The 20,519-nt window shown below is 58.9% G+C and carries 26 protein-coding genes and 1 tRNA gene; 12 read left to right on the forward strand and 15 right to left on the reverse strand.

The window, feature by feature from the left end; all coding sequences use genetic code 11:
• Positions 1 to 252 precede the first annotated feature (252 nt).
• The 5 genes from JTP94_RS33975 (at position 253) to JTP94_RS33995 (ending at position 2,656) form a co-directional block, all read left to right on the forward strand.
• On the forward strand, positions 253 to 519 hold the full coding sequence (locus JTP94_RS33975) for a DUF982 domain-containing protein (RefSeq protein ID WP_034503683.1): 267 nt from the start codon (positions 253 to 255) through the stop codon (positions 517 to 519).
• A gap of 359 nt (positions 520 to 878) precedes the next feature.
• Positions 879 to 1,238, forward strand: a complete 360-nt coding sequence (locus tag JTP94_RS33980) for a DUF4189 domain-containing protein (protein ID WP_080739437.1) — start codon at positions 879 to 881, stop codon at positions 1,236 to 1,238.
• A 34-nt stretch (positions 1,239 to 1,272) separates the two neighbouring features.
• Complete coding sequence (locus tag JTP94_RS33985; RefSeq protein WP_204854727.1) at positions 1,273 to 1,728, forward strand: DUF982 domain-containing protein; 456 nt, start codon at positions 1,273 to 1,275, stop codon at positions 1,726 to 1,728.
• A 299-nt stretch (positions 1,729 to 2,027) separates the two neighbouring features.
• Positions 2,028 to 2,282 (forward strand): DUF982 domain-containing protein, encoded by a 255-nt coding sequence (locus JTP94_RS33990; RefSeq protein ID WP_204854728.1) that lies wholly within the window; start codon positions 2,028 to 2,030, stop codon positions 2,280 to 2,282.
• A 122-nt stretch (positions 2,283 to 2,404) separates the two neighbouring features.
• Complete coding sequence (locus tag JTP94_RS33995; protein ID WP_034503679.1) at positions 2,405 to 2,656, forward strand: DUF6074 family protein; 252 nt, start codon at positions 2,405 to 2,407, stop codon at positions 2,654 to 2,656.
• Between the two features lie 5 nt (positions 2,657 to 2,661).
• On the opposite strand, the gene JTP94_RS34000 is transcribed toward JTP94_RS33995, so the two are convergent.
• The 3 genes from JTP94_RS34000 to JTP94_RS34010 all read right to left on the reverse strand — a co-directional run bounded on the left by JTP94_RS34000 (position 2,662) and on the right by JTP94_RS34010 (position 4,265).
• On the reverse strand, positions 2,662 to 2,982 hold the full coding sequence (locus JTP94_RS34000) for a hypothetical protein (RefSeq protein ID WP_246755444.1): 321 nt from the start codon (positions 2,980 to 2,982) through the stop codon (positions 2,662 to 2,664).
• 635 nt (positions 2,983 to 3,617) lie between these two features.
• On the reverse strand, positions 3,618 to 3,914 hold the full coding sequence (locus tag JTP94_RS34005; protein WP_204854729.1) for a hypothetical protein: 297 nt from the start codon (positions 3,912 to 3,914) through the stop codon (positions 3,618 to 3,620).
• Positions 3,915 to 4,085: 171 nt separating this feature from the next.
• Positions 4,086 to 4,265 carry a hypothetical protein gene (locus tag JTP94_RS34010; RefSeq protein WP_204854730.1) on the reverse strand — a complete coding sequence of 60 codons (180 nt, stop codon included), beginning with the start codon at positions 4,263 to 4,265 and terminating at the stop codon, positions 4,086 to 4,088.
• A gap of 162 nt (positions 4,266 to 4,427) precedes the next feature.
• Between JTP94_RS34010 and JTP94_RS34015 the strand changes: the two genes are divergently transcribed.
• From JTP94_RS34015 to JTP94_RS34035, 5 genes are all read left to right on the forward strand, one after another.
• Complete coding sequence (locus JTP94_RS34015) at positions 4,428 to 4,691, forward strand: hypothetical protein (RefSeq protein WP_204854731.1); 264 nt, start codon at positions 4,428 to 4,430, stop codon at positions 4,689 to 4,691.
• A 415-nt stretch (positions 4,692 to 5,106) separates the two neighbouring features.
• Positions 5,107 to 5,322 (forward strand): hypothetical protein, encoded by a 216-nt coding sequence (locus JTP94_RS34020; protein ID WP_204854732.1) that lies wholly within the window; start codon positions 5,107 to 5,109, stop codon positions 5,320 to 5,322.
• 26 nt (positions 5,323 to 5,348) lie between these two features.
• Entirely contained in the window at positions 5,349 to 5,636 is a 288-nt protein-coding gene (locus JTP94_RS34025) for a ribbon-helix-helix domain-containing protein (RefSeq protein ID WP_204854733.1), read from the forward strand.
• A 176-nt stretch (positions 5,637 to 5,812) separates the two neighbouring features.
• Complete coding sequence (locus JTP94_RS34030; RefSeq protein ID WP_204854734.1) at positions 5,813 to 6,016, forward strand: hypothetical protein; 204 nt, start codon at positions 5,813 to 5,815, stop codon at positions 6,014 to 6,016.
• Positions 6,013 to 6,789, forward strand: a complete 777-nt coding sequence (locus tag JTP94_RS34035; protein ID WP_204854735.1) for a hypothetical protein — start codon at positions 6,013 to 6,015, stop codon at positions 6,787 to 6,789. Before JTP94_RS34030 ends, JTP94_RS34035 begins: the two co-directional genes overlap by 4 nt.
• A 79-nt stretch (positions 6,790 to 6,868) precedes the next feature.
• On the opposite strand, the gene JTP94_RS36120 is transcribed toward JTP94_RS34035, so the two are convergent.
• From JTP94_RS36120 to JTP94_RS34080, 9 genes are all read right to left on the reverse strand, one after another.
• Positions 6,869 to 7,093: a DUF1515 family protein gene (locus tag JTP94_RS36120; RefSeq protein WP_204854736.1), complete on the reverse strand. Its 225-nt coding sequence runs from the start codon at positions 7,091 to 7,093 to the stop codon at positions 6,869 to 6,871.
• A 735-nt stretch (positions 7,094 to 7,828) separates the two neighbouring features.
• A tRNA-Met gene (locus JTP94_RS34045) sits at positions 7,829 to 7,905 on the reverse strand.
• Positions 7,906 to 8,069: 164 nt separating this feature from the next.
• Positions 8,070 to 9,269, reverse strand: a complete 1,200-nt coding sequence (gene mnmA / locus JTP94_RS34050; RefSeq protein WP_204854737.1) for a tRNA 2-thiouridine(34) synthase MnmA — start codon at positions 9,267 to 9,269, stop codon at positions 8,070 to 8,072.
• Between the two features lie 176 nt (positions 9,270 to 9,445).
• Positions 9,446 to 10,096 (reverse strand): CDP-alcohol phosphatidyltransferase family protein, encoded by a 651-nt coding sequence (locus JTP94_RS34055; protein WP_204854738.1) that lies wholly within the window; start codon positions 10,094 to 10,096, stop codon positions 9,446 to 9,448.
• On the reverse strand, positions 10,086 to 10,502 hold the full coding sequence (locus tag JTP94_RS34060) for a hypothetical protein (protein WP_204854739.1): 417 nt from the start codon (positions 10,500 to 10,502) through the stop codon (positions 10,086 to 10,088). The genes JTP94_RS34055 and JTP94_RS34060 overlap by 11 nt, the downstream gene beginning before the upstream one ends.
• Entirely contained in the window at positions 10,499 to 11,449 is a 951-nt protein-coding gene (locus tag JTP94_RS34065) for a phosphatidate cytidylyltransferase (protein WP_204854740.1), read from the reverse strand. Before JTP94_RS34065 ends, JTP94_RS34060 begins: the two co-directional genes overlap by 4 nt.
• Before the next feature lie 2 nt (positions 11,450 to 11,451).
• Entirely contained in the window at positions 11,452 to 12,099 is a 648-nt protein-coding gene (locus JTP94_RS34070) for a lysophospholipid acyltransferase family protein (RefSeq protein WP_204854741.1), read from the reverse strand.
• A gap of 205 nt (positions 12,100 to 12,304) precedes the next feature.
• On the reverse strand, positions 12,305 to 13,900 hold the full coding sequence (serA, locus tag JTP94_RS34075; protein WP_204854742.1) for a phosphoglycerate dehydrogenase: 1,596 nt from the start codon (positions 13,898 to 13,900) through the stop codon (positions 12,305 to 12,307).
• 143 nt (positions 13,901 to 14,043) lie between these two features.
• Positions 14,044 to 15,222 carry a phosphoserine transaminase gene (locus tag JTP94_RS34080; protein WP_204854743.1) on the reverse strand — a complete coding sequence of 393 codons (1,179 nt, stop codon included), beginning with the start codon at positions 15,220 to 15,222 and terminating at the stop codon, positions 14,044 to 14,046.
• Positions 15,223 to 15,487: 265 nt separating this feature from the next.
• Between JTP94_RS34080 and JTP94_RS34085 the strand changes: the two genes are divergently transcribed.
• Positions 15,488 to 16,273 carry a glycosyltransferase family 25 protein gene (locus JTP94_RS34085; protein WP_246755445.1) on the forward strand — a complete coding sequence of 262 codons (786 nt, stop codon included), beginning with the start codon at positions 15,488 to 15,490 and terminating at the stop codon, positions 16,271 to 16,273.
• 10 nt (positions 16,274 to 16,283) lie between these two features.
• Here JTP94_RS34085 and JTP94_RS34090 read toward each other — a convergent pair whose 3' ends face one another.
• Positions 16,284 to 17,102, reverse strand: coding sequence for an outer membrane protein (locus JTP94_RS34090; protein ID WP_204854744.1), 819 nt, complete (start codon positions 17,100 to 17,102; stop codon positions 16,284 to 16,286).
• Between the two features lie 246 nt (positions 17,103 to 17,348).
• Entirely contained in the window at positions 17,349 to 18,203 is an 855-nt protein-coding gene (locus tag JTP94_RS34095) for an outer membrane protein (RefSeq protein WP_204854745.1), read from the reverse strand.
• 319 nt (positions 18,204 to 18,522) lie between these two features.
• Here JTP94_RS34095 and JTP94_RS34100 point away from each other — a divergent pair, with 319 nt between their 5' ends.
• Positions 18,523 to 19,077: an SH3 domain-containing protein gene (locus JTP94_RS34100; protein WP_204854746.1), complete on the forward strand. Its 555-nt coding sequence runs from the start codon at positions 18,523 to 18,525 to the stop codon at positions 19,075 to 19,077.
• Between the two features lie 80 nt (positions 19,078 to 19,157).
• Here the strand turns inward: JTP94_RS34100 and glmM are convergent, their stop codons facing one another.
• Entirely contained in the window at positions 19,158 to 20,510 is a 1,353-nt protein-coding gene (gene glmM, locus JTP94_RS34105) for a phosphoglucosamine mutase (RefSeq protein ID WP_204854747.1), read from the reverse strand.
• Between the last annotated feature and the right edge of the window lie 9 nt (positions 20,511 to 20,519).

Below are 20,519 nucleotides of genomic sequence, written 5' to 3' on the forward strand. Positions count from 1 at the left end.
TCATCCTCCGGCTGCGCTGCACGCCAAGTCATTTATGATCCCATCCCTCTGCGCAAGGGTCTTCGGCGCCTCGATATCGGTCAGAAGCAACACATTGTAACGCGCGACTCCAAAGTTGATCGCGCTACGGCTTGAATCAACCGGGCGATGATTGAAACAACTGTGACCTGCACCAGATACGTCCCGAAATTAACTTGAGATTTTGCGCGCCGTGGCATTAACCTCTGCGGCGTTATATCGGAGCCCCGCACCATGAGCATTAAAGACTGGAATTATCCCATCATGGTCATCTGCAAGCGTACCGGGAAGGTCTACACCGTCGGGACCACGAAGGATGCATTGGACATGCTGCTGAACGCCTGGCCCGTGGCGGAAGGCAAGGCGTTTTTGATGGCCCTGCAGATCTGTGCCGATGTCGAGAGCGGCCACGGGCACCCGCTGGAAGCCAGGAACAGCTTCATGGCTGCGGCAATGGAAGCCGGCGTTCCGATCGAGACCACCATGGCCCAACAGCACTGACCGTGCTCAATAGGCGCCACCCATAAGACAATTGCCACGCATTTGCGAGCCCCGCGCACCGGCTAGCCAAATCCGGAGACCGATCGCCTCATGATCGTCGCGCTGCTTGTCGTCGCACTCCTGGCAATATTCTTTCGAGGCATCTTGCGCGCCATTTTCGTGGCGTTGGCGCTTCTGCTCCTTGTCGTCGTCGTCCTGGTCGCCGTATAGCGGCGCCGACTGCGCATTCCGGCAAGATCAGATAATCCGCTTCCGGCCAAATCCACCCAAAAATGGAGCCTCAACCCGCCTTGTCTTGGCGCCGCCGCTATATATACCGAGGTTGACCCAAGTTATCTGGGTTTTTCGGGGATCTAATCATGAAGAAGAACATTCGCGCGGCCCTGGCCGCAGCATTAATTTCGTGCGCCTTCGCATCATCCGCACTGGCCTTTGGCGCAATCGCCGTCGACGATCAGCAGGGCGTTTCTGCCGGCGAAGCCGGCTACGGCCTCGGCTGGGGTTCCACTCGCGCGGAAGCGGAGCGGAATGCCGTCAGAGAGTGCCGTTCGGCGGGCAATGACTCCTGCAAGTCGGCCGTATGGTTCGAACAATGCGGAGCCTATGTCGGCAATCGCGTCAACTACGGCATCGGCTACGGCAGCACCAAGCGCGAAGCCGAAAGCATGGCGCTGGACAACTGCCAGAATTGCAAGGTCGTCGTATCCGATTGCCAGTGATCCGCCGACCTTTCGGGCTGCTTGCAAGGTAATTTTGAAACGTCCCGCCGCCAGTTCGTTCAGCACTTGCGGCGGGCTCAGCGAGGTCAGTGCTCCACATAAGCTCTTCGGCGCCGGGCATCTTCGATGCGAAGCGCTGCGGGATCATTCCGACAAAACAATCAATTTTCAAGAAATTGCGAAACTTTTTCCTGTCGCGAGAGTTTCGGTGCCATGTCGGAGCACCATTGAAATGAACATGATCATGATGACCAGCGGCGTTCGCTGGAGCGAACCTGTGTACCTGCGCATCGGCTATGGCATGCCGGAAACGATAAGAAGCCCGAAGGATGCCCTCAACCATCTTCTGTTCCGCTGGCCGACCGTCCGAGGCGAGAAATATCGTTCGGCAAGGCATATTTGCGCGGCGGCGGAAGGAAACTCCCTTCTTCGCAACGAAGCCAGGATGGCATTTGTTGAAGCCTGCGTCGAAGCTGACGTGCTGGACTAAGCTCGTCGGCATCGACTTTGCAGCATCGGGCGCCGTCAAAAGCGTGGCGCTGACCGGTCTGAACCTGTTCGCAGACGCACACTCCGAGAGATCGATGGTGACAGCCGTCGGATATCCGAACACGGCCTATTCGGACAACAGGCGTGGCAGGTGCTGTTGAAGCAATCTGCCGGCTCGATCGCGCCCCGTGGCTACGGGCTAACAGAAACAACCTCGACGACACCAGGCAAGATCACGTTCGACACGGAACGCTTTTTGCAATGGTTACCGAAGCATGTACGTTTCGGAGGTAGTGCGTTTTGAAACGAAACACTTTACGACCATTCCCGGCCGTAACACTCGTACTCGGAGAGACCGGCGGACATCGCCGCGTCAATTCGGTACATCAGGTCGCCGAGTTGTTGCTGGAGCATTGGCCGGTCGAGAGCGGCGAAGAATATGTGACCGCGGTGCGCGTTTGCCTCGAGGCGATGCTGGGTGCCGCTCCTCCGGAGGCCGCACGCGAAGCCTTGATCAGGGCCGCGCGGGAGGCGGGCGTATCGGTGATGCAGTGAACTCATCCCGTCATTTCGGAAACAGGAGGGGTCTCCGAAGGGGCAATTCATTCTTTGTGAACGAGTGCCGGCGATGGTGCCAACAAAGGCAGGCGATTCGCCTCGCCAATGACGGAGAGATTATGTCGCTTTTAGCATTCCCAGCCGACAGACGCGCCAGCGATGTCAGGCGGTGCGCCAGTGCCCTGCAGCAGCTTCACGGAGAGGAAGCAAATCGCTTCTGGCGCTCGGAAATGGCGGGCTTTGCCGCCACCCTAAAACGACAGGGAATGGATGAAGACGAAATATCGCGCCAAGCTGGGCTCTTCATGCATGCGGTTCTGATGGAACTGCAGTTGGCCTTTGCAGCGGACGAGATGAACGCGTCCGCGTGAGGAAGCTATTTCGGCAGCCGGCAGAACACAATCGATCGGTCGCCGCTGGATGGCGACCTGATCTGCACGGTCCAGTCTCCGCCGGGGAAATGAAATCCCTTCGACGAAACAACGCCCGTGATCTGCGTGCAAGCCTTCCGAGCATCGATGATCGTCAAGTCGATCGTCGCCGTGACGGAGTATTTTCGGCTGGAAACCTGGCACGGCGCGGTGAACAGGCCAGTATTATCTATCATCTTGCAGACCCGGAACGCGTTGTTCACGGCATCGTCAGCAGCCAATACAGAATTGGCGACCACCAGAGCAGTGGCCGCCGCCAAAAACATCCTCATTGAACACCCCGTTCCCCTGTGGCGGCACGGTGCCAGAGCGCGTTTCGTCTTGCAAGATATCTAGCATGAATTATCCATGGCCGCTTACAAATGCCGGTGATAAGCGGATCTTCTCGCTCCATTCAGTCCGTTTACCGATCATCTTCAGAACAGCGCTCAGGGCTTGCGATCTTTTCTTCCGGACGCGAAGAACTTCGCTCGGTTTGCATTCAAGCACCAACAAAAAGAGCCGCAGAAGCGACCCCTTGTCCGACAATGATTTCATATCGTCTTGCTTGCCGAACTGCCTATGCGATCATCGAAAGCACAACGACCCCCAGGATGCTCAAGCCGCCGAAAACAGGCAAAAGCTTGACCATGATATGCCGAGCAAGTCTCTTCTCTTTTGAGGTCATAACCAGATCCTCACAAATTCCGTGACACCCAAACGCACTGACGCGCAAGAAGTTTCACTTCCATCGTCGTTTCCTAATCTAAGATGTCGCTAAAAGTATGGCGAGAGCCTGATGATGGTCACTGCGAGGTCGACGGTGCACCAGCCTGTGCATGCAACCATCACCATGGCAGCCCAATCAGCGTAGCTGCTGGTCGGGCTTTTGCTCTTGGAAGAGAGATATCCGCCGGCGGTACTAGTCCGTCAGCTTGCCGATCAAAAGCCCGGCAAAGAGACCCAGCAGAGCCGTAGCCATAAGAATGGAACTCGTAGCCGTTGGATTTTCCTTAGCGGCTTGAACGACATTTCTGCCTTCGGTTCGCGCCTGGTCAGCAACATTGGAAACCTTCGTCTTCGCCGACGACAGGGCTTCGTCAGCGCGTTCGGAAGCAACGTCAATCCTGCTGGCCAAATCCGCTGAAAGCTTGCCGATCTGATTTCGAAGCTCTTCGATCTGCGCGTTGATGTCTTTGTCTAGCGTGATGTCGGCCATTAGATTCTCCTGACAGTGGCGTAAAGTCGCCTGTCAGGAACGGCGATGGCTCGCTTTGGTTCCCTGCCCATTCTGACGAGCGGAATAGGGTCATCCTCGCCAAATTCATCGCACCCATCGATATTCCAGGGATTCCGCTGGTTGTTGTCCGACACCAGTCTGGATGCTCTGTTAGTTCGGAAGCTCTTTGTGCCGGTCGAGCGCTTCCAGGATGGAGATCGGAGATTCCACCCAGTGCCACTCCATGTTTTGCAGCGCCATGCCAGATCTCTCGACGACCTCGTACGACTTGGCGTCGAGGATCGCGAAAGTGCCGTCTTCATCTTCGTGGAGGACGTATTTTTCCTGCATAGCCCGATGATAGCGAACGCTCGCGTGGAATGAAAGTGATGGCAGCGTTTCTCTGTAACCCCTAGGCGAATGCTCGCCATCGACATTCAAGCGGCTTCTGATATTTCTTCTATTTTACAGCGACGACCGTTCTGGGAGTAACTTCACTTTCGGGAGGAACATATGACCGGCAAACCGAACAACCGTGATGCCGCCGCCCTGTCCGCCGGCGCGGTGGCGCTTTCGAATTCCGCCATGCTTGCAGCGCTCATTGGTCATCTTCGGCGGATCGGCGCGGTCAGCGCGGAAGCAGAGCGCGATCTCTATGAGAACGCCCTTCAAATGCTCGAGGAAAGCCAGGGCGATGACCACAGCGGCGTATTCGCAGCGGCTCGGGAACTGCTTGCAGAGCATTTGAAACCGCATAGTTCCAAGCTGGCAACTTAGGTCCGATGCGAGTTTGGGCGGCACTTGTCGGAACGTCGTTGATATTGGCGCCCGCTTCTTCGTGGGCGACCAATACTCCGTGCAGCGGCCACAAGGGCGGCATTGATCACTGCCAGGGATCGACCTTCATTTGCAATGACGGGTCTGTCAGCGCCAGCAAGAAATCATGCGAGGCTTATATGGGCGGAGCATCATCTCTTCTCGGATCGGCGCCTGCGGAAATGGAGCCGACGACCTCCGCAGAATGCTCTTGCCAAGCCGGCTTGTTTTGCGTTGGACCGCGTGGCGGCCACTATTGCTTCACCGATGACGGTCGGAAAAGCTATCTTCGCAAGTGACTATTGTGCCCGACGCTCCTCAGCGCGAAAGTAGTTCAGTGCGATTGGCTTAGCCAGAACGATTGGAGGAGGATGCCATGGACTTGCGTGAGCTTCGAATGAGCTATGAGCGAAAGATCGAGGAGCATGAAGAGCAGCTCCGATCGATGGAAGATAAAGATACCCGCCACTTTCGCCAGGAAGGCGAAGGCCCGCTGGCGGAGATTACCGAAGAGATCAAGGCGGAATATCACCGTCACATTGAAACTTATGCTGCCCTGATTGCTCAAATCGATGCGCTATTGGGCGTTTGAAACGGTTTTGGTGTGTGGCCTGAGGAATGAAAACAGACTATGCCGGCCTGCTGGATGACGCTGCCAATTGCATCGGCGATATGTCCCGCGCCGATCTGCAGATCTTGCTGCGCAGGGCCGCTCTAGTACTCCGAAATGCGGGTTCGATCGAGCTCAATGACCAAGTTGAAGAGGCGATTGACAGCATCGCCGACGAACTCGGCAAGACCCGAAACGACATGATCCGCTACATCATCCAAGAATGGTTGGAGAAGAACGCCTATCTGCCGGTGCGGGAGCTGGTTGAGGATGGGGAAGTGGATGGGAACGCTTAGCAGCCCTTTAAAGCGCTGCGTCTATGCCGCAGCGGGCCAGAAATATGCTATGAGCGATGACGGACGGACGGACGGCTGCGCCGATGTATTTTGAGCATTACTGCGAAGGGTTAGGATGTACGAAATAGGGAGGTTTCGGCTATGATATGGACGCGAAGAATTGGCTGGGGGGAGTCATGCTCAAGAATATATCGGCAGGCAGTGGAATAGGATTAATTGTCGGAATATTGTTGGTCGCCTGGGTTCGGCCGGACAGCAGCGGCACGGCATTCTTGATCGTTATTTCGATCTTAGTGATGGGCGCCATTGGATCGCTCTTCTCTGCCGTCAAAGAGACAAAAAATACTAAAGTGCCCAGAAAAATACGAAACGAACCATGAAACTCGCGCTCGTAGCAATCTTGGTGGGCTGTATCTCGGTTTCCTCTGCAGCTGCATGCAACGGGCCATTCGACATCTTGTGCGAAGTGGGTAAAACCATCGATAGGGGAACTGTTCGCGCAGGCAAGGCCATAGACAAGCTTAATAATGGGCTAAATGAGATAGATCCTCGAGTGGTGATGCTTCATCCAGTTCGTGCGTATTTAAGAGAGTCTGAAATCCCTCCCACGGGAGTGGGGGCCTATGGTGTGGTCGCCCTGAAATCGAGACCTACTCCTGCAAATAACGCAAAGTTAATGATGGTCTGTAAGTCCTTTATTGCGCATTTCGATCGTAGCGAAGTGTCAAATGCTCCAATAGCGGACCAGATGATCACAATATGGCCGCTAGATGATCCTCAAGCCGAAGGCGCTATCAAAGACGATTGTGATTATATTACACAGCATTACGTATTGGGTGCAGCAACTACCGCGATTGCATACGCGGAAATGCAGCATGTAAGCTTGGATGGGGAAGGCCCGTTTCTGATCGGGTGGTCACCCGCCGACTCTCGCGGCAAGTCCGACAAATTGGTGTTGGTCGTAGATATGAGCGACTCAACCGACCAAGCGATGATCGATCACGATTTTGATTTTTGGAAAGACAAAATTGTGCGTGATCCATCCAATTGGCGGCGAGGCTTTTCCCTGGAAAGGGTAAGGGTAGCTATTCGGGACTTTGTCAACCATTACGGCTCCGACATAGTCCATGATATCAAGATGGCAGGTCTTTGAGAAAACCTTTGCCACCGCTCCAAGAGAGAGAATGAGCTGTTGAATATAGCTGCGCCAAGGGGGGTCTTTTACAAGCGCCTCAGGGCCACATCTTCGATATGTAATGGCTGAAGAGCTGCGACAAAAGCAGGGTCAATGCAGACGCCCCGATTCTGACTATGAACAACCCACCGATACCTCTCTGTTCCCAGGATGTCACCTTGTCGACAACGGGCTGCATCTTTGAGACATCCGTTTGAACCGTGATGACGCTGGCTTCCACTTTGTTCACTCTGTCGACGAGAGCATCACGACCGAGGATCATCAAATTAGGCTCATTAGCAATTCGCCTAACAATCGGCACAACGATTCAAAGAACAATGCGGGTGAATAGGCGGCGGGCCAGCTGACCACGAGACCAACAAACCCAAGCGCGATGGCCGCAACCAGACCATGCTTTTCCCAACCATATATCGCACCGAAGCCTATAGCGGTCGCAATTATGGCGAACGCCCAGATGCACCGAAAGACGATCGTCAAAATTCTTGGCATTTCGGGTCCCTCAGCGTCTGCGGCTTGTAAAAATCATTGAGAGTAAGAGCGGCAGCGCCGGAAATGTGATTATGCTGAAGACAAACGGCAACCTTCAGATATCGCCGTCTGGAGTCGCCACAACCAAAAATAGGACGACCTAGCTCTTCCACCAAGAGGAAGACTACAAAGAAAGATAACCAGGCCGGCGCCTATGCGCTCGGCCGGCCGGCCCTATTCTCGCGCGCCCTTGACTCCTCCTTAAAATGAGAACATTTATAGAACAAACAAGACCGGCCACGGTCTAGGTTTACCGACAATTTGACAAAGAGGACCGCCGTCGATCGGCGGAACGGAGACGTGTGCCATGCAAACGGCCGGGTACACAATCACGCCCCACGATGCGGAGGTCTTCCGGGATCTCGTTACTTTCCTTGGCGAGGATGTCTTTGACCAGCGGCAGAGACCGGAAAATCGGAGCCAGCTACAACGGCTGATGCGCTACTTAAACTTGGATTGGGGAGAACGATGGTAGCGGAGGAGGGATTTGAACCCCCGACACAAGGATTATGATTCCTCTGCTCTGACCTACTGAGCTACTCCGCCACGTCTGCGCATAATAATTGTCTATGATGCACAAAGGTCAAACGAACCGTCGCTCGAAAAGCGTTGGCCCGTCGGTTGAGCGGCTTATAAGGTGCGGCTCGGCTTGGTGTCAAGCGGATGATTTGGAAAAATCAGTGCTTTCTCTTGGCCGGGCCGCTTGCCCCTTAAGCCGCGACCGGCCTTGCCAGCAAAGCCTTCAACGAGGCTTCGGCAATGGGCTCGCGCTCGGAGCGTTCGATGAAGCCGCCGCCATAGACGCGGGCATCGTCGCCCGGCGCCGAGTATAGCGCGCAGGCCTGGCCTGGGGCGACGCCGGCTTCGCCGTCCGTCAGGTCGACATAGATGCCGCTGGCATCGCTGTGCAACACGGCCGGCGACGGTGCGCGGGTGGAACGGACCTTGGCGTAGCAGGCAAAGCCCTCGCCCGAAGCCGCCTGTGTCAGCGTCTCATCGCCCAGCCAGTTAACGTCGCGCAGATAGACGCGGTGCGTTTCCAGCGCTTCCTTCGGGCCGACGATGACGCGGCGCGAGCGGGCGTCGAGATAGACGACATAGAGTGGCTCGCCGGTGGCGATGCCGATGCCGCGGCGCTGGCCGATCGTATAGTGCAGAATGCCCTCATGCTGGCCGAGCACGCGGCCGTCGAGATGGACGATCTCGCCGGCGAGCGCAGCATTCGGCTTCAGCTTGGCGATCACATCCGAATATTTGCCCTGCGGCACGAAACAGATGTCTTGGCTGTCGGCCTTCTTGGCGACGACGAGGCCCATTTCCTCGGCAAGCGCGCGTGTCTCAGCCTTCGGCATGCCGCCGAGCGGAAAGCGCAGATAGTCGATCTGCTCCTGCGTCGTCGCAAAGAGGAAATAGCTCTGGTCGCGATCGGCATCGGCCGGGCGATAGAGCGCGCGGCGGCCAGGATTGTCGGCAGACGGGTTCGGGCGCGAGCGAATGTAATGGCCGGTCGCCAGAGCATCGGCGCCGAGTTCCTTGGCGGTCAACAGAAGGTCGGCGAACTTGACTGTCTGGTTGCAGGCAACGCAGGGGATCGGCGTCTCGCCGGCGACATAGCTCTCGGCAAAGGGATTGATCACCGTCTCGCGGAAGCGCTTCTCGTAGTCGAGCACGTAATGCGGGATGCCAAGCGTTTCGCAGACGCGGCGCGCATCATCGATATCCTGGCCGGCGCAACAGGAACCGGCGCGGTGTACGGCAGCACCATGATCATAGAGCTGCAGCGTGATGCCGAGCACATCATAGCCCTGCCGCTTCAAAATGCCGGCGACGACGGAGCTGTCAACGCCGCCCGACATGGCGACGACGACGCGGGTATCTTCCGGCCTCTTGTCAAAATCCAGTGTATTCACGGTCGTTGCCGCCAGTCTTGAACGATCTTCGATGCAATCTTCTCGCCGAATGCCATGCAAAAGCGGCGAATTTTCATCATGCGGGGCAATGGGCTGCGCTCTTCGCAGCCCGCCTCAATTGTGGAGGGATATAGAAAGGATTGCCTTCCGGCGCAAGGGGTCAGCCGAAGTGCGAATCACCCCTTGGCCCTCAAATGCCCGATCAGATTGCGCCCACGGCGCAGTACGGTGACGGCCGACCCGATCGCGACGATCCAGAGGGCAACGGTCAAGACCCATACGCCGCCACTCCACAGAGCCTCGACAATGGAGAGCAGCGCCGCGGCGGTGATGACGGCCATGCGATGCTGCTTGGCCATCGGGCCGCCGAAATCGCTGGGGTTGCCCGTGGCACGCCCGAGCTCACGGACATAGGCGGTCAACACGGCAAAGGCGGCTGCAGCCCAGCCGAGCCCCGGCGCTCCAATGCCGTAGCCGATGCCGGCAAGGATCAGCATATCGGCGATCCGATCCGGGAATTCGTTCCAGAAGGGTCCATCGGCTTCTCCCTTGCCGCCCTCGACTGCGACCATGCCGTCAAGCAGGTTGCAGAGCAGGCGCAACTGGCAGAACAAGGCCCCGAGGACCAGTAGAACCACTCGCATGCCGACACCGCCGGATCCGGAAAGCCAGAAGCTGGCGCTGGCCAGCGCCGCCATCGCCACGCTCGCCTGCGATATCTGGTTCGGCGTCACCGAAAGCGCGGTCATGCGCCGCGCCAAGGCCTGCGCCCAGCGCGTATTGCGGCTGGCCAGCGGCCGTCTGTCGCCTGTTCCCTCACCCGTCATGGCCCACACCTGTCATGCTTCGACGCCTCCCGCCGGAAATCGAATAATTATAGATCGCCGCATAGCTCGATGACACCAGCAGCGGCACCGCGATCGTCTTCAGGATCTCCGGCGTACCGCTGAGGGCATGGATCGTCACCAGGATCGTCGCCGAACCGAGGCAGGCGATCAACGGCGGCGCCCAGAGGACCGCAACGCCGCTGAACCGCCGCGACAGGGCCTCGACGGCCGACTTCAGAAACAGCGTCAGGCAGCCCGAAAGCACGCCCTGCACAACGCCGGCAATTAACGGGCGCGGCATCGGATGCATACGATTGGCAAAGACAGCCCAGCCGCCCATGGCAAGGAACGCGAAAAGCACATGCACGATGCTGCTGCCGGCAAGCGCTTTCAGCCTGCCCGTCATGACACAGACCACCAGAAGCGGACGAGATGAAAGAAGATCGGCGCCGAGAAGACGACCGAATCCAGCCGGTCGATCAGCCCGCCATGCCCTTCGATCAGATGACCCCAGTCCTTGACGCCGCGATCCCGCTTGATCGCCGACATCACCAAGCCGCCGAAGAAGCCCATGATCGTGATGACAAAGGCGAGCAGGCCGGCCTGCAGCGGCGTGAACGGCGTTACCCACCAGAGTGCCGCGCCGATCAGCGAAGCGCTGATGACCCCGCCGACAAAGCCCTCCACCGTCTTCGACGGCGACAGCCGTGGCGCGATCTTGGTTTTCCCGAAGAGCTTGCCCCAGACATATTGCAACACGTCGCTCAACTGGACGACGATCACCAGGAAGGCGATCAGCAGCACGTTGCGGCCTTCATAGCCCGGAATATGCAGGGTGAGCAGCGCCGGCACATGCGAGGCGCAGAAGACGCAGATCATCAGCGCCCATTGTACCTCGGCAATACGCACCAGGAACCGTTCGGTATCGCCGCGCAGCACAGCGACGATGGGCATGAACAGGAAGGCATAAACGGGAATGAAAATCGAATAGATGCCGTATTGCTCGGCCCAGAGCAGGTAATATTGCACCGGCAGGGCAACGAAGAAGGCGGCCGCAAGCGCCCAATGGTCGGCCCGCCTGGTGTTGATCAGCGTCACGAACTCGCGCAACGCGGCAAAGGAGCAGAAGGCAAAAAGTAGGATGACGCCGGCGCGCCCCGCCACGAAGGCGATGCCGATCAGCACCACCATGACCCACCAGGCCTTGATGCGCGCATTCAGGTTCTCGATCGCCGCATTCGATCCATCCGGCGACAAACGCTGCTCGAGCACGAAGCCCACGATGGAGGCAACGATCAGCACGCCGAAAATGCCGAGGACGAGGTGGATCAGATCGGCGCTGGCAGCACTCATGCTCAGTCTGCCGCCCGTTTCGGCGCAAGCGCCAGCAAGGCCGCTTCGGCTCTCGCAAGGAAATCCGGCTTCTCCTCGGTCTCGCCGATATGCAGCGCCTCGCCGAAGGTAACGGTGCAGATCAGCGGAATGGGCACGAACTCGCCCTTGGGCATGACGCGATTGAGATTGTCGATCCAGACGGGAACGAGATCGATATCCGGGCGAGCCTGGGCGAGATGGAAGAGCCCACTCTTGAACGGCTGCAGCGGCACCTCAGTCAGATTGCGCGTGCCCTCTGGAAACAGGATCAGGGAGGATCCGGCATCGAGCGCCTGCGTCATCTGCGTCACCGGATCTTCCTTGCGCGCCTCGCGATCCCGCTCGATCAGCACCGCATTGAAGACATCGCGGCCGATGAAACTGTTCAGCTTCGATTTCAGCCAGTAGTCGGCGCCGGCCACGGGCCGCACGCGCCGGCGCAGCCGAGGCGGCAGCACGGCCCAGATGAGGATGAAATCACCATGGCTGGAATGATTGGCAAAATAGATGCAACGGCCTGCATGCATGCCGCTCTCGGGCCAGATCGCCCTCACCGCGGTGACAGCTCGCGCAAACAGCACGATCGCCACGGATACGGGCCATGCCAGCCACTCGATCGGCTTGCCCATCCCATCCCCGAAAACAGTCTTCCGCAGTGCCTCCATGGCAAAGAGATAGGCCCGTTTGACCGGCCTCGATAGCCCGCCCGCCCGACTTATCCACAACCCTGCCAACAGCAAAGGAAACCCGGCGCAACTTGCGTCACGCCGGGTTTCCGGATGGCTCTTGGGAGGAGCAAACGGATGCTCCCGCCTCCTTGCGAAGGCGGCAGGCTTAGTCGACGTTGAACACCAGCGGCTTGGCCTGGCGGATCGCGTGATGCGCCGTCAGCTTGGCAAGCACGTCATCGCTGATCGGACCATCGACGTAGAGCAGCGCGATGGCATCGCCGCCCTGCTTGTCGCGGCCGAGCTGGAAGTTGGCGATGTTGACGCCGGCAGAACCGAGCGTCGTGCCGATGAAGCCGATCATGCCGGGAACGTCGGTATTGGCGAGATAGACCATGTGATTGCCGACATCGGCGTCGAGGTTGATGCCCTTGATCTGGATGAAGCGTGGCTTGCCATCGGAGAAGACGGTGCCGGCGACAGAGCGCGTCATGGTGTCGGTGGTGACAGTCAGCTTGATGTAGCCGTCATAGACGCCGGTCTTGTCGCGCTTGACTTCGGCAAGCACGATGCCCTTTTCCTTGATCATGATCGGCGCCGAAACCATGTTGACGTCGGCAACCTGGTTGCGGATCAGGCCGGCCAGCAGCGCGCTCGTCAGCGCCTTGGTGTTCATGCCGGCGGTGATGCCGTCATAAAGGATCTCGATTTCCTTGATCGGCTCTTCGGTGACCTGGCCGACGAAGGCGCCGAGGACATCGGCGAGCTTGATGAACGGCTTCAGGATCGGCGCTTCCTCGGCGGTGATCGACGGCATGTTGATCGCGTTGGAAACCGCACCCTTGACGAGATAATCAGCCATCTGCTCGGCAACCTGGAGAGCGACGTTCTCCTGCGCTTCCGTTGTGGACGCGCCAAGATGCGGCGTGCAGACGACGTTCGGCAGGCCGAACAGCGGGCTTTCCTTGGCAGGCTCGACTTCGAAGACATCGAAGGCAGCACCGGCGACGTGGCCGGACTTGATGGCTGCGGCAAGCGCCGCCTCATCCACGAGGCCGCCACGAGCACAATTGATGATGCGCACGCCCGGCTTGATCTTGGCGATCGCGCTGGCGTCGATGATATTGCGGGTCTTGTCGGTCAGCGGCACGTGCAGCGTGATGAAATCGGCGCGGGCGAACAGCTCGTCGAGCTCGACCTTGATCACACCCATTTCCTCGGCGCGCTCCTTCGACAGGAAGGGATCATAGGCAACGACATGCATCTTCAGGCCGATAGCGCGGGCAATGACGATCGAGCCGATATTGCCGGCGCCGATGACGCCGAGCGTCTTGCCGGTGATCTCGACACCCATGAACTTCGACTTTTCCCATTTGCCGGCCTGGGTCGAGGCATCGGCGGACGGAAGCTGGCGGGCAACGGCGAACATCAGGGCGATGGCATGCTCGGCCGTTGTGATCGAATTGCCGAACGGGGTGTTCATGACGATAATACCGCGGCGCGAGGCGGCGGGAATATCGACATTGTCGACGCCGATACCGGCGCGGCCGACGACCTTGAGATTGGTAGCCGCCTCGATGATCTTTTCCGTCACCTTTGTGGCGGAACGGATGGCGAGACCATCATAATTGCCGATAATCTCGAACAGTTTGTCCTTGTCCTTGCCGAGCTGCGGCTGGAAATCGACTTCGACGCCGCGATCACGGAAGATCTGGACGGCGGTTTCCGACAGTTCGTCGGATACGAGAACGCGAGGTGCCATGGTGGCCTCCTGAAAAGGGTCAGCGGTGATGAGCAATTCCAGGAAAATGCGAAGCGGTTTCCGTGCGGGATTGCATGAAAGCAAACAGGTAATTCGGGATGCTGGGCTCCGCCCTAGCGGCGGAGCCATGAACGCTTAAAGTCTCAGGCAGCGGCCTGGGAGAGCGTCGCCTTCTGCGTTTCGAAGGCCCAAGAAAGCCAGGGCATCAGCTTCTGCATGTCGGCGGCTTCGATCGTCGCACCAGCCCAGATACGCAGGCCCGAAGGCGCGTCGCGGTAGTGGCCGACGTCATAGGCGACGCCTTCCTTTTCGAGGAGCGCGACCAGACCCTTGGCGAAATTCGCCTGGCCGTCTTCGTCTAGAGCGGCGATATCCTTGTCGACGATCTTCAGGCAGACGGACGTGTTGGACTGCGTCTCGGCCTTGGCGGAGAGATTGGCGATCCAGCCGTTGGCAGCGACGAAGTCATGGATGACCTTGGCGTTGGCATCGGCGCGGCCGATCAGAGCCTTGAGACCGCCGAGGTCCTTGGCCCAGAGCAGAGCGTCGATATAGTCCTCGACGCAGAGCATCGAGGGCGTATTGATCGTCTCGCCGGTGAAAATACCTTCGATGAGCTTGCCGCCGCTGGTCATGCGGAAAATCTTCGGCAGCGGCCAGGCGGGCTGATAGGTGGTCAGACGCTCGACGGCGCGCGGCGAAAGGATGATGACGCCGTGCGCGCCTTCGCCACCGAGAACCTTCTGCCAGGAGAAGGTGACGACATCGAGCTTGGCGAAGTCGAGGTTCTGCGCGAAGGCCGCCGAGGTGGCATCGCAGATCGTCAGGCCCTTGCGGTCAGCCGGAATGAAATCGGCGTTCGGAACGCGGACACCGGAGGTGGTGCCGTTCCAGGTGAAGACCACGTCGCGGTCGAAATCGACAGTGGAGAGGTCGGGCAGCTCGCCGTAACCGGCTTCGAGCTTGCGGACGTCCTTGAGCTTCAGCTGCTTGACGACGTCGGTGACCCAGCCGGCGCCGAAGCTTTCCCAGGCGACCATGTCGACGCCGCGCTCTCCGAGCAGCGACCAGAGCGCCATTTCGACGGCGCCGGTGTCTGAAGCGGGAACGATGCCGATGCGGTAATCCGCCGGCACTTCCAGAATTTCACGGGTAAGATCAATGGCCTGCTTCAGCTTGGCTTTGCCGACCTTCGCGCGGTGCGAACGGCCAAGGGCCGCGTCGGAAAGAGCGTCGAGCGACCAACCGGGGCGCTTCGAGCAGGGGCCAGAAGAAAAATGGGTATTCTGCGGACGGATGTCCGGCTTGGCGAGCTTCGTCATAATGCTATCCTCTCAGATAGAAAGCCCTTCGTTGGGGAAGGGTGTCCCGCCGCCGGATATATTGGAAGCTGCCTGCAAGCGCAACAGAAAAAGGTACTCATGTTGCTGCATCACGAATTCGTGCGAAAAGTTTGATGGGGCAAGTCACACGCAATGAAGTTAGGTCAAATTCAGCCTCACAAAAGCTGGTTTCTGTGCCGACACGCAATCATATAAAGGGTGGCGCTTATTGACTTGCGCCGACGGAAAATAACAAGTGTGCTCGATGTCTCTAACTGCACTCGCCGAAAGCCACTTCATGCCCGCGCAGCCTGTGCCTGTCTATCTGATCAACATTGATCGAGCGACAGACAGACTGGCGGAAATTCAACGGCAGAGCGACGAACTCGGCATTCGGTTCGAACGCGTCGACGGCGTCGATGGCGCGCTCTTGCCGCGCGACCAATGGGTTGACGTCGATCACCTTCGCTTTCAACGCCGGCACGGCAGGATCATCCTGCCCGGAGAATACGGCTGCTATCGCAGCCACCTGATGGCCTTGCGCCAATTCTTGGCCAATGGCGGCGAAATAGCAGTCATCATCGAAGACGATGTGGCCTTGGACGCCGATTTTCTCACCCGCGCCATGGCAGCCAAGAAAGCAGCCCCTACGGCCGATCTGATCAAGCTCGTCAATCACCGCTGGGGCGGCTTCCGCGTCGCAACGCGCAGCGATAAGGGAGATGTGATCGGTCGTTGCCTCTTCGGCCCCCAGGGATCGACGGCGTGCTATCTCGTGACGCGAAGCGGGGCTCAAAAGATCGTGAAGTCGCTTGCCGTCATGTCCCTGCCCTGGGATGTCGCGGTCGAACGCGGCTGGGACATGCAGACGTCCATCTTCAGCACGCGCGCCAATATCGTCGGCTTCAGCCGGTTGCAGAAAAGCACGATGATCGGCTGGCGCCGCGACTATCGTGCGGCCAAATCCTCGCCGTGGCGACGTGTTCCCGCACATCTCTTCCGGACCTGGGATTTCTTTCGCCGCATCGCTTATGTGCTGACGACACAGTAAGGCACCCGAGCTACCAGGTGGTTATCCGCAAACCGATGCGTATCTCGTGGCGCGACAGAGCGCCATCGCGGCCCGTCGTCCCGCCGGCACTTGCGGACGAATCACCGAACATGTCGCCGCCGGCGATGTGGGAGAAACGATAGCCGAGATCGACTTTTACGTTCGGCGCCACCTCGTAGGCGACGCCGGCCATCAGCGCATAGGTCATGCGCCAGTCGCTGTCGCCGGGATAGCGCGCGCTGACCGAGGCCGCGCCACCGCAACCCGAAGCGCCATCGATACACGAGCCGACCGCATTGACGCTGCTCCAGGAGACCCGCGTCGCGCCGAGGCCGGCACCGACATAGGGCGTAAAACCGGCAAGCGTCCCCAGATCGACGTAGCCGTTCACCATCAAGCTGCCCGCCCTGAAGGAAGACCGCGCCTTTGTGGAGCAGCCGGTGCCGCCTGCCCCGCCGGAACAGGGCGAATCGCTTGAGATGCTGCCATTGAAGTCGCCGCTGAAGAAATCGCCAGTGACGTCGGCGCGCAACAGGTCATTGAACTGGTAACCGACACCGAGACCGCCGGAAAAGTTGCCGCCGAACCGATCCGAATCGAAGCGTCCGGAACTGTAATCGCCGCCAGCCGGATCATAGGCACGGAACGTCGTGTCGTTGCGGCTGGCATTGACGGCGTAGCCGAGATCCCCGCGGACGTACCACCCCTTCGCATCCTTGACGCTGACTTCGGGCATCTTGATTTCCGGCGGTGCGTCGCCTGCAAGGGCAGCACCCGCCGATGCGCCCGCCATCACCGTGGCCAGCGCCAGAGCGTCGAAACGGATCATTACCCCTCGCCTTCCATCCTTCGGGCGGAGCCCGCATGCCGACCCGGCTGACCTTTGTCTTCCGCTTCGGGCTCCAGCACGAGGATCCGCGACGGGATGGCCACCATTCTCATTTCATTAACCATAGGGAATTCATGGTTAATGAAGCTTTAAAACGCCGAACAATTGCTTAACGAGGGAGATGAAAAAGCAAAAAGCCGCCCGGTTGAAACCGGACGGCTTTTCAATGACTTGCGCGAGGGATGCTTACTTGTAGACCGCTTGCGGCTGGACCGGGATATCGGCCGGCGGCATGTAGCTTGCGGTCTGGCAGCCGCCGAAGGTGTAGCGGGCGCCGATGCGGGCTTCATGCAGGTTGAGGCCCTTGTCGTAGCCGGGACCGCCATTTTCCGCATAGCCGAACATGTCGCCGCCCTGGATATGACGGAAGCGGTAGCCGACGTCAGCCTTGAGGTTACAAGTCAGGTCGATGGAGGTGCCGGCCATCAACGCATAGGTAAAGCGCCAGCTGCCACGACCATTATGCGTGACGGAGCTGTCGCAGGAGTCCGGATTGGCGTCCGAGCACGAGGTGTTCTTCAGATTGCTCCATTTGACATAGGTACCGCCGAGACCGCCACCGACATAAGGGGTGAACGCGCCGTAGGTGCCGAGATCGACATAGGCGTTGGCAAGCAAGCTGTAGGCCGTCAAGGAGGCCACATCGCGGGAGGTCGCCGGAACAGACGAGAAGTCCGGGCCGCAGCCGCCGCAATCACCCTTCGTCGAGCCCTTGAAGTCGGACTTGAAGAGATAGTCCAGCGTCACGTCCGTCCGGAGGTAGTTGTTGATCTGGTAACCGACACCGCCGCCGAGCGTAACATTGTCATCCAGCTTCGCGCTGTTGAAATCGACGAGGTTTGAGTTGGAGCCCTGGAAGTAGTTGGCGCCGCGCAGGTTCGTGAAGGCATAGCCGACATCGCCGCGCAGGTACCAGCCGCTGGATTGGGCGACAGCCACTTCCTGCGCCGGCTGCTGGGGCTCCGGCGTATAAAGGTCAGCGGAGAACGCTGACGTGCCGACAAGCAAAGTGGCAAGTGCTCCGATCAGGGATTTCATCATGGCTTTGGCTCCAAATCTCTTGCCATTGGCACAGCAGATGCTTGCCAATCGAAACGACATGAGACGGATAATGATGAAAAGGAGTTAAAACCTGATTAACTACGAATATTTACCCTGACTATTCACGAATTATACTTTAATTTATACATTAGGAATAGGTGATTTTATAATGAAGAGAACGGGATGCGCCCGTCCAGCCCCCTCTTCCCTCCAGAAACGCGTGTATCTGCAAGTACAGCCGGGGCCTGCTTTCTAAACCAATTGGCAACAATCGCACCATTACAGTGCGGCAGCCGGGGGTTAGCTCAGGAGGGAGTCGTTGACTTACCATCGAAAATTATGCGCCGGCCTGTGCCTTGCCCTTGTCTTCCTGAGTTCCGCCGCGCTTGCCAACGCGATGCCAATGAAGCCTGTTGCCGCGACGGCATGGAACAAGGGTCGCGAGACCGGATTGCCGATCCCACGCTATGTTTCGTTGAAGGCACACAAGGCGCGCATGCGGGTCGGCCCGTCGACGATCTATGCCACCAAATGGATCTATGTGAAGCCCGGCCTTCCCATGGAGATCATCGACGAATACGGCCACTGGCGGCAGGTTCGTGACGATACCGGTGTCACCGGGTGGATGCACAGCGCCCTCCTGTCGGCGACGCGCACGGCGGTGGTCGCACCCTGGCTGACGAAGAATGCAATGCTGCGCACCGATCCGGAGCCGGCTGGGACACTGGTTGCAGAGCTGCAATCACGGGTGCTGCTTTCACTGCACTCCTGCACCGGAACCTGGTGCCGCGTTTCCGTTAGGGAGCATGCGGCGAAAGGATACATCAGGCAGGACAAGCTCTGGGGCGCCTATCCCGGCGAGATGTTCCAATAGATCAAGCGAAAAGCAGCATGGCCGCCCCCAAGGGAGCGGCCACGAATCCGATACCTGCGATGGATTACCGCTCCGCTCGATCAGGCGGCGGTGCGGACGCTCGAGATCACATCGATCAGCCCACCGACGATACGCTCGATCTGGCTGCGATCGTCGCCTTCCGCCATAACGCGGATCAGCGGTTCCGTGCCGGAGGGGCGGATGACCAGGCGGCCATGGCGGGCAAGCTCGCTTTCCGCATCGGCGATCGCCTTCCGCACCTGATTGTCCTCCAGAGGCTTGCCGCCGGAAATGCGCACGTTGCGCAGCAATTGCGGCACCGGCTCGAAACGCCGGCAGACTTCGCTCACCGGTTTGCCCGTGCGCTTGACCGCGACGAGGATCTGCAAGGCAGCAACAAGCCCATCGCCGGTCGTGCCATAGTCGGACAGCACGATATGACCGGATTGCTCGCCGCCGACATTGTAATTGTGCTGACGCATGTGCTCGACGACATAACGGTCGCCGACCGCCGTGCGTGCCAGCGACATGCCGCGCTCTTCGAGGAAACGTTCCAGACCGAGATTGGACATTACGGTCGCCACGATGCCGTTGCCGCGCAGCAGCTGGCTCTCGGCCCAGCTCTCGGCAATGACGGCCATGAGCTGATCGCCGTCTATGATCGTACCGGTCTCGTCGACGATGATGACGCGATCAGCGTCGCCATCCAATGCGATGCCGATATCGGCACGCACTTCATGCACCTTCTTCTGCAGCGCCACCGGGCTGGTGGAGCCGCAATTGAGGTTGATATTGGTGCCGTTCGGCTCATTGCCGATAGTCACGACATCGGCGCCCAGTTCCCACAGGACGGCGGGCGCAACCTTGTAGGCAGCACCATTTGCGCAGTCGATGGCAATCCGCAGCCCCTGCAGCGTGACATCGCGCGGCAAGGTGCGCTTGGCATGTTCGATATAGCGGTCGTGCACGCCGTCAACACGCTTGGCGCGGCCGATGTTCTCGGCCTTGGCAAGATGCTCGGTCATATCCTTTTCGAGCAGATCCTCGATCTTCATTTCGAGATCGTCGGACAGTTTGTAGCCGTCGGGGCCGAAGAGCTTGATGCCGTTGTCTTCGTAAGGGTTATGCGAGGCGGAAATCATCACGCCGATATCGGCGCGCAACGACCGTGTGAGCATGGCGACGGCCGGCGTCGGGATCGGGCCGAGAACGAAGGCGTCGACGCCGGCTGCGGTGAAGCCCGCGACCATTGCGTTCTCCAGCATATAGCCGGAAAGGCGCGTATCCTTGCCGATAACCACCCGGTGTCGATGACTACCTCGATGGAAGATCGTGCCGGCAGCGATACCCACGCGCATGGCAAGATCGGGCGTCATCGGATAGATGTTGGATTGACCGCGAATTCCGTCGGTTCCGAAATAGCGACGTTTCATATGCACTCC

Origin of the sequence: Martinezella lusitana (assembly GCF_016901135.1) — a bacterium.
Classification (GTDB): Bacteria; Pseudomonadota; Alphaproteobacteria; order Rhizobiales; family Rhizobiaceae; genus Rhizobium; species Rhizobium lusitanum_D.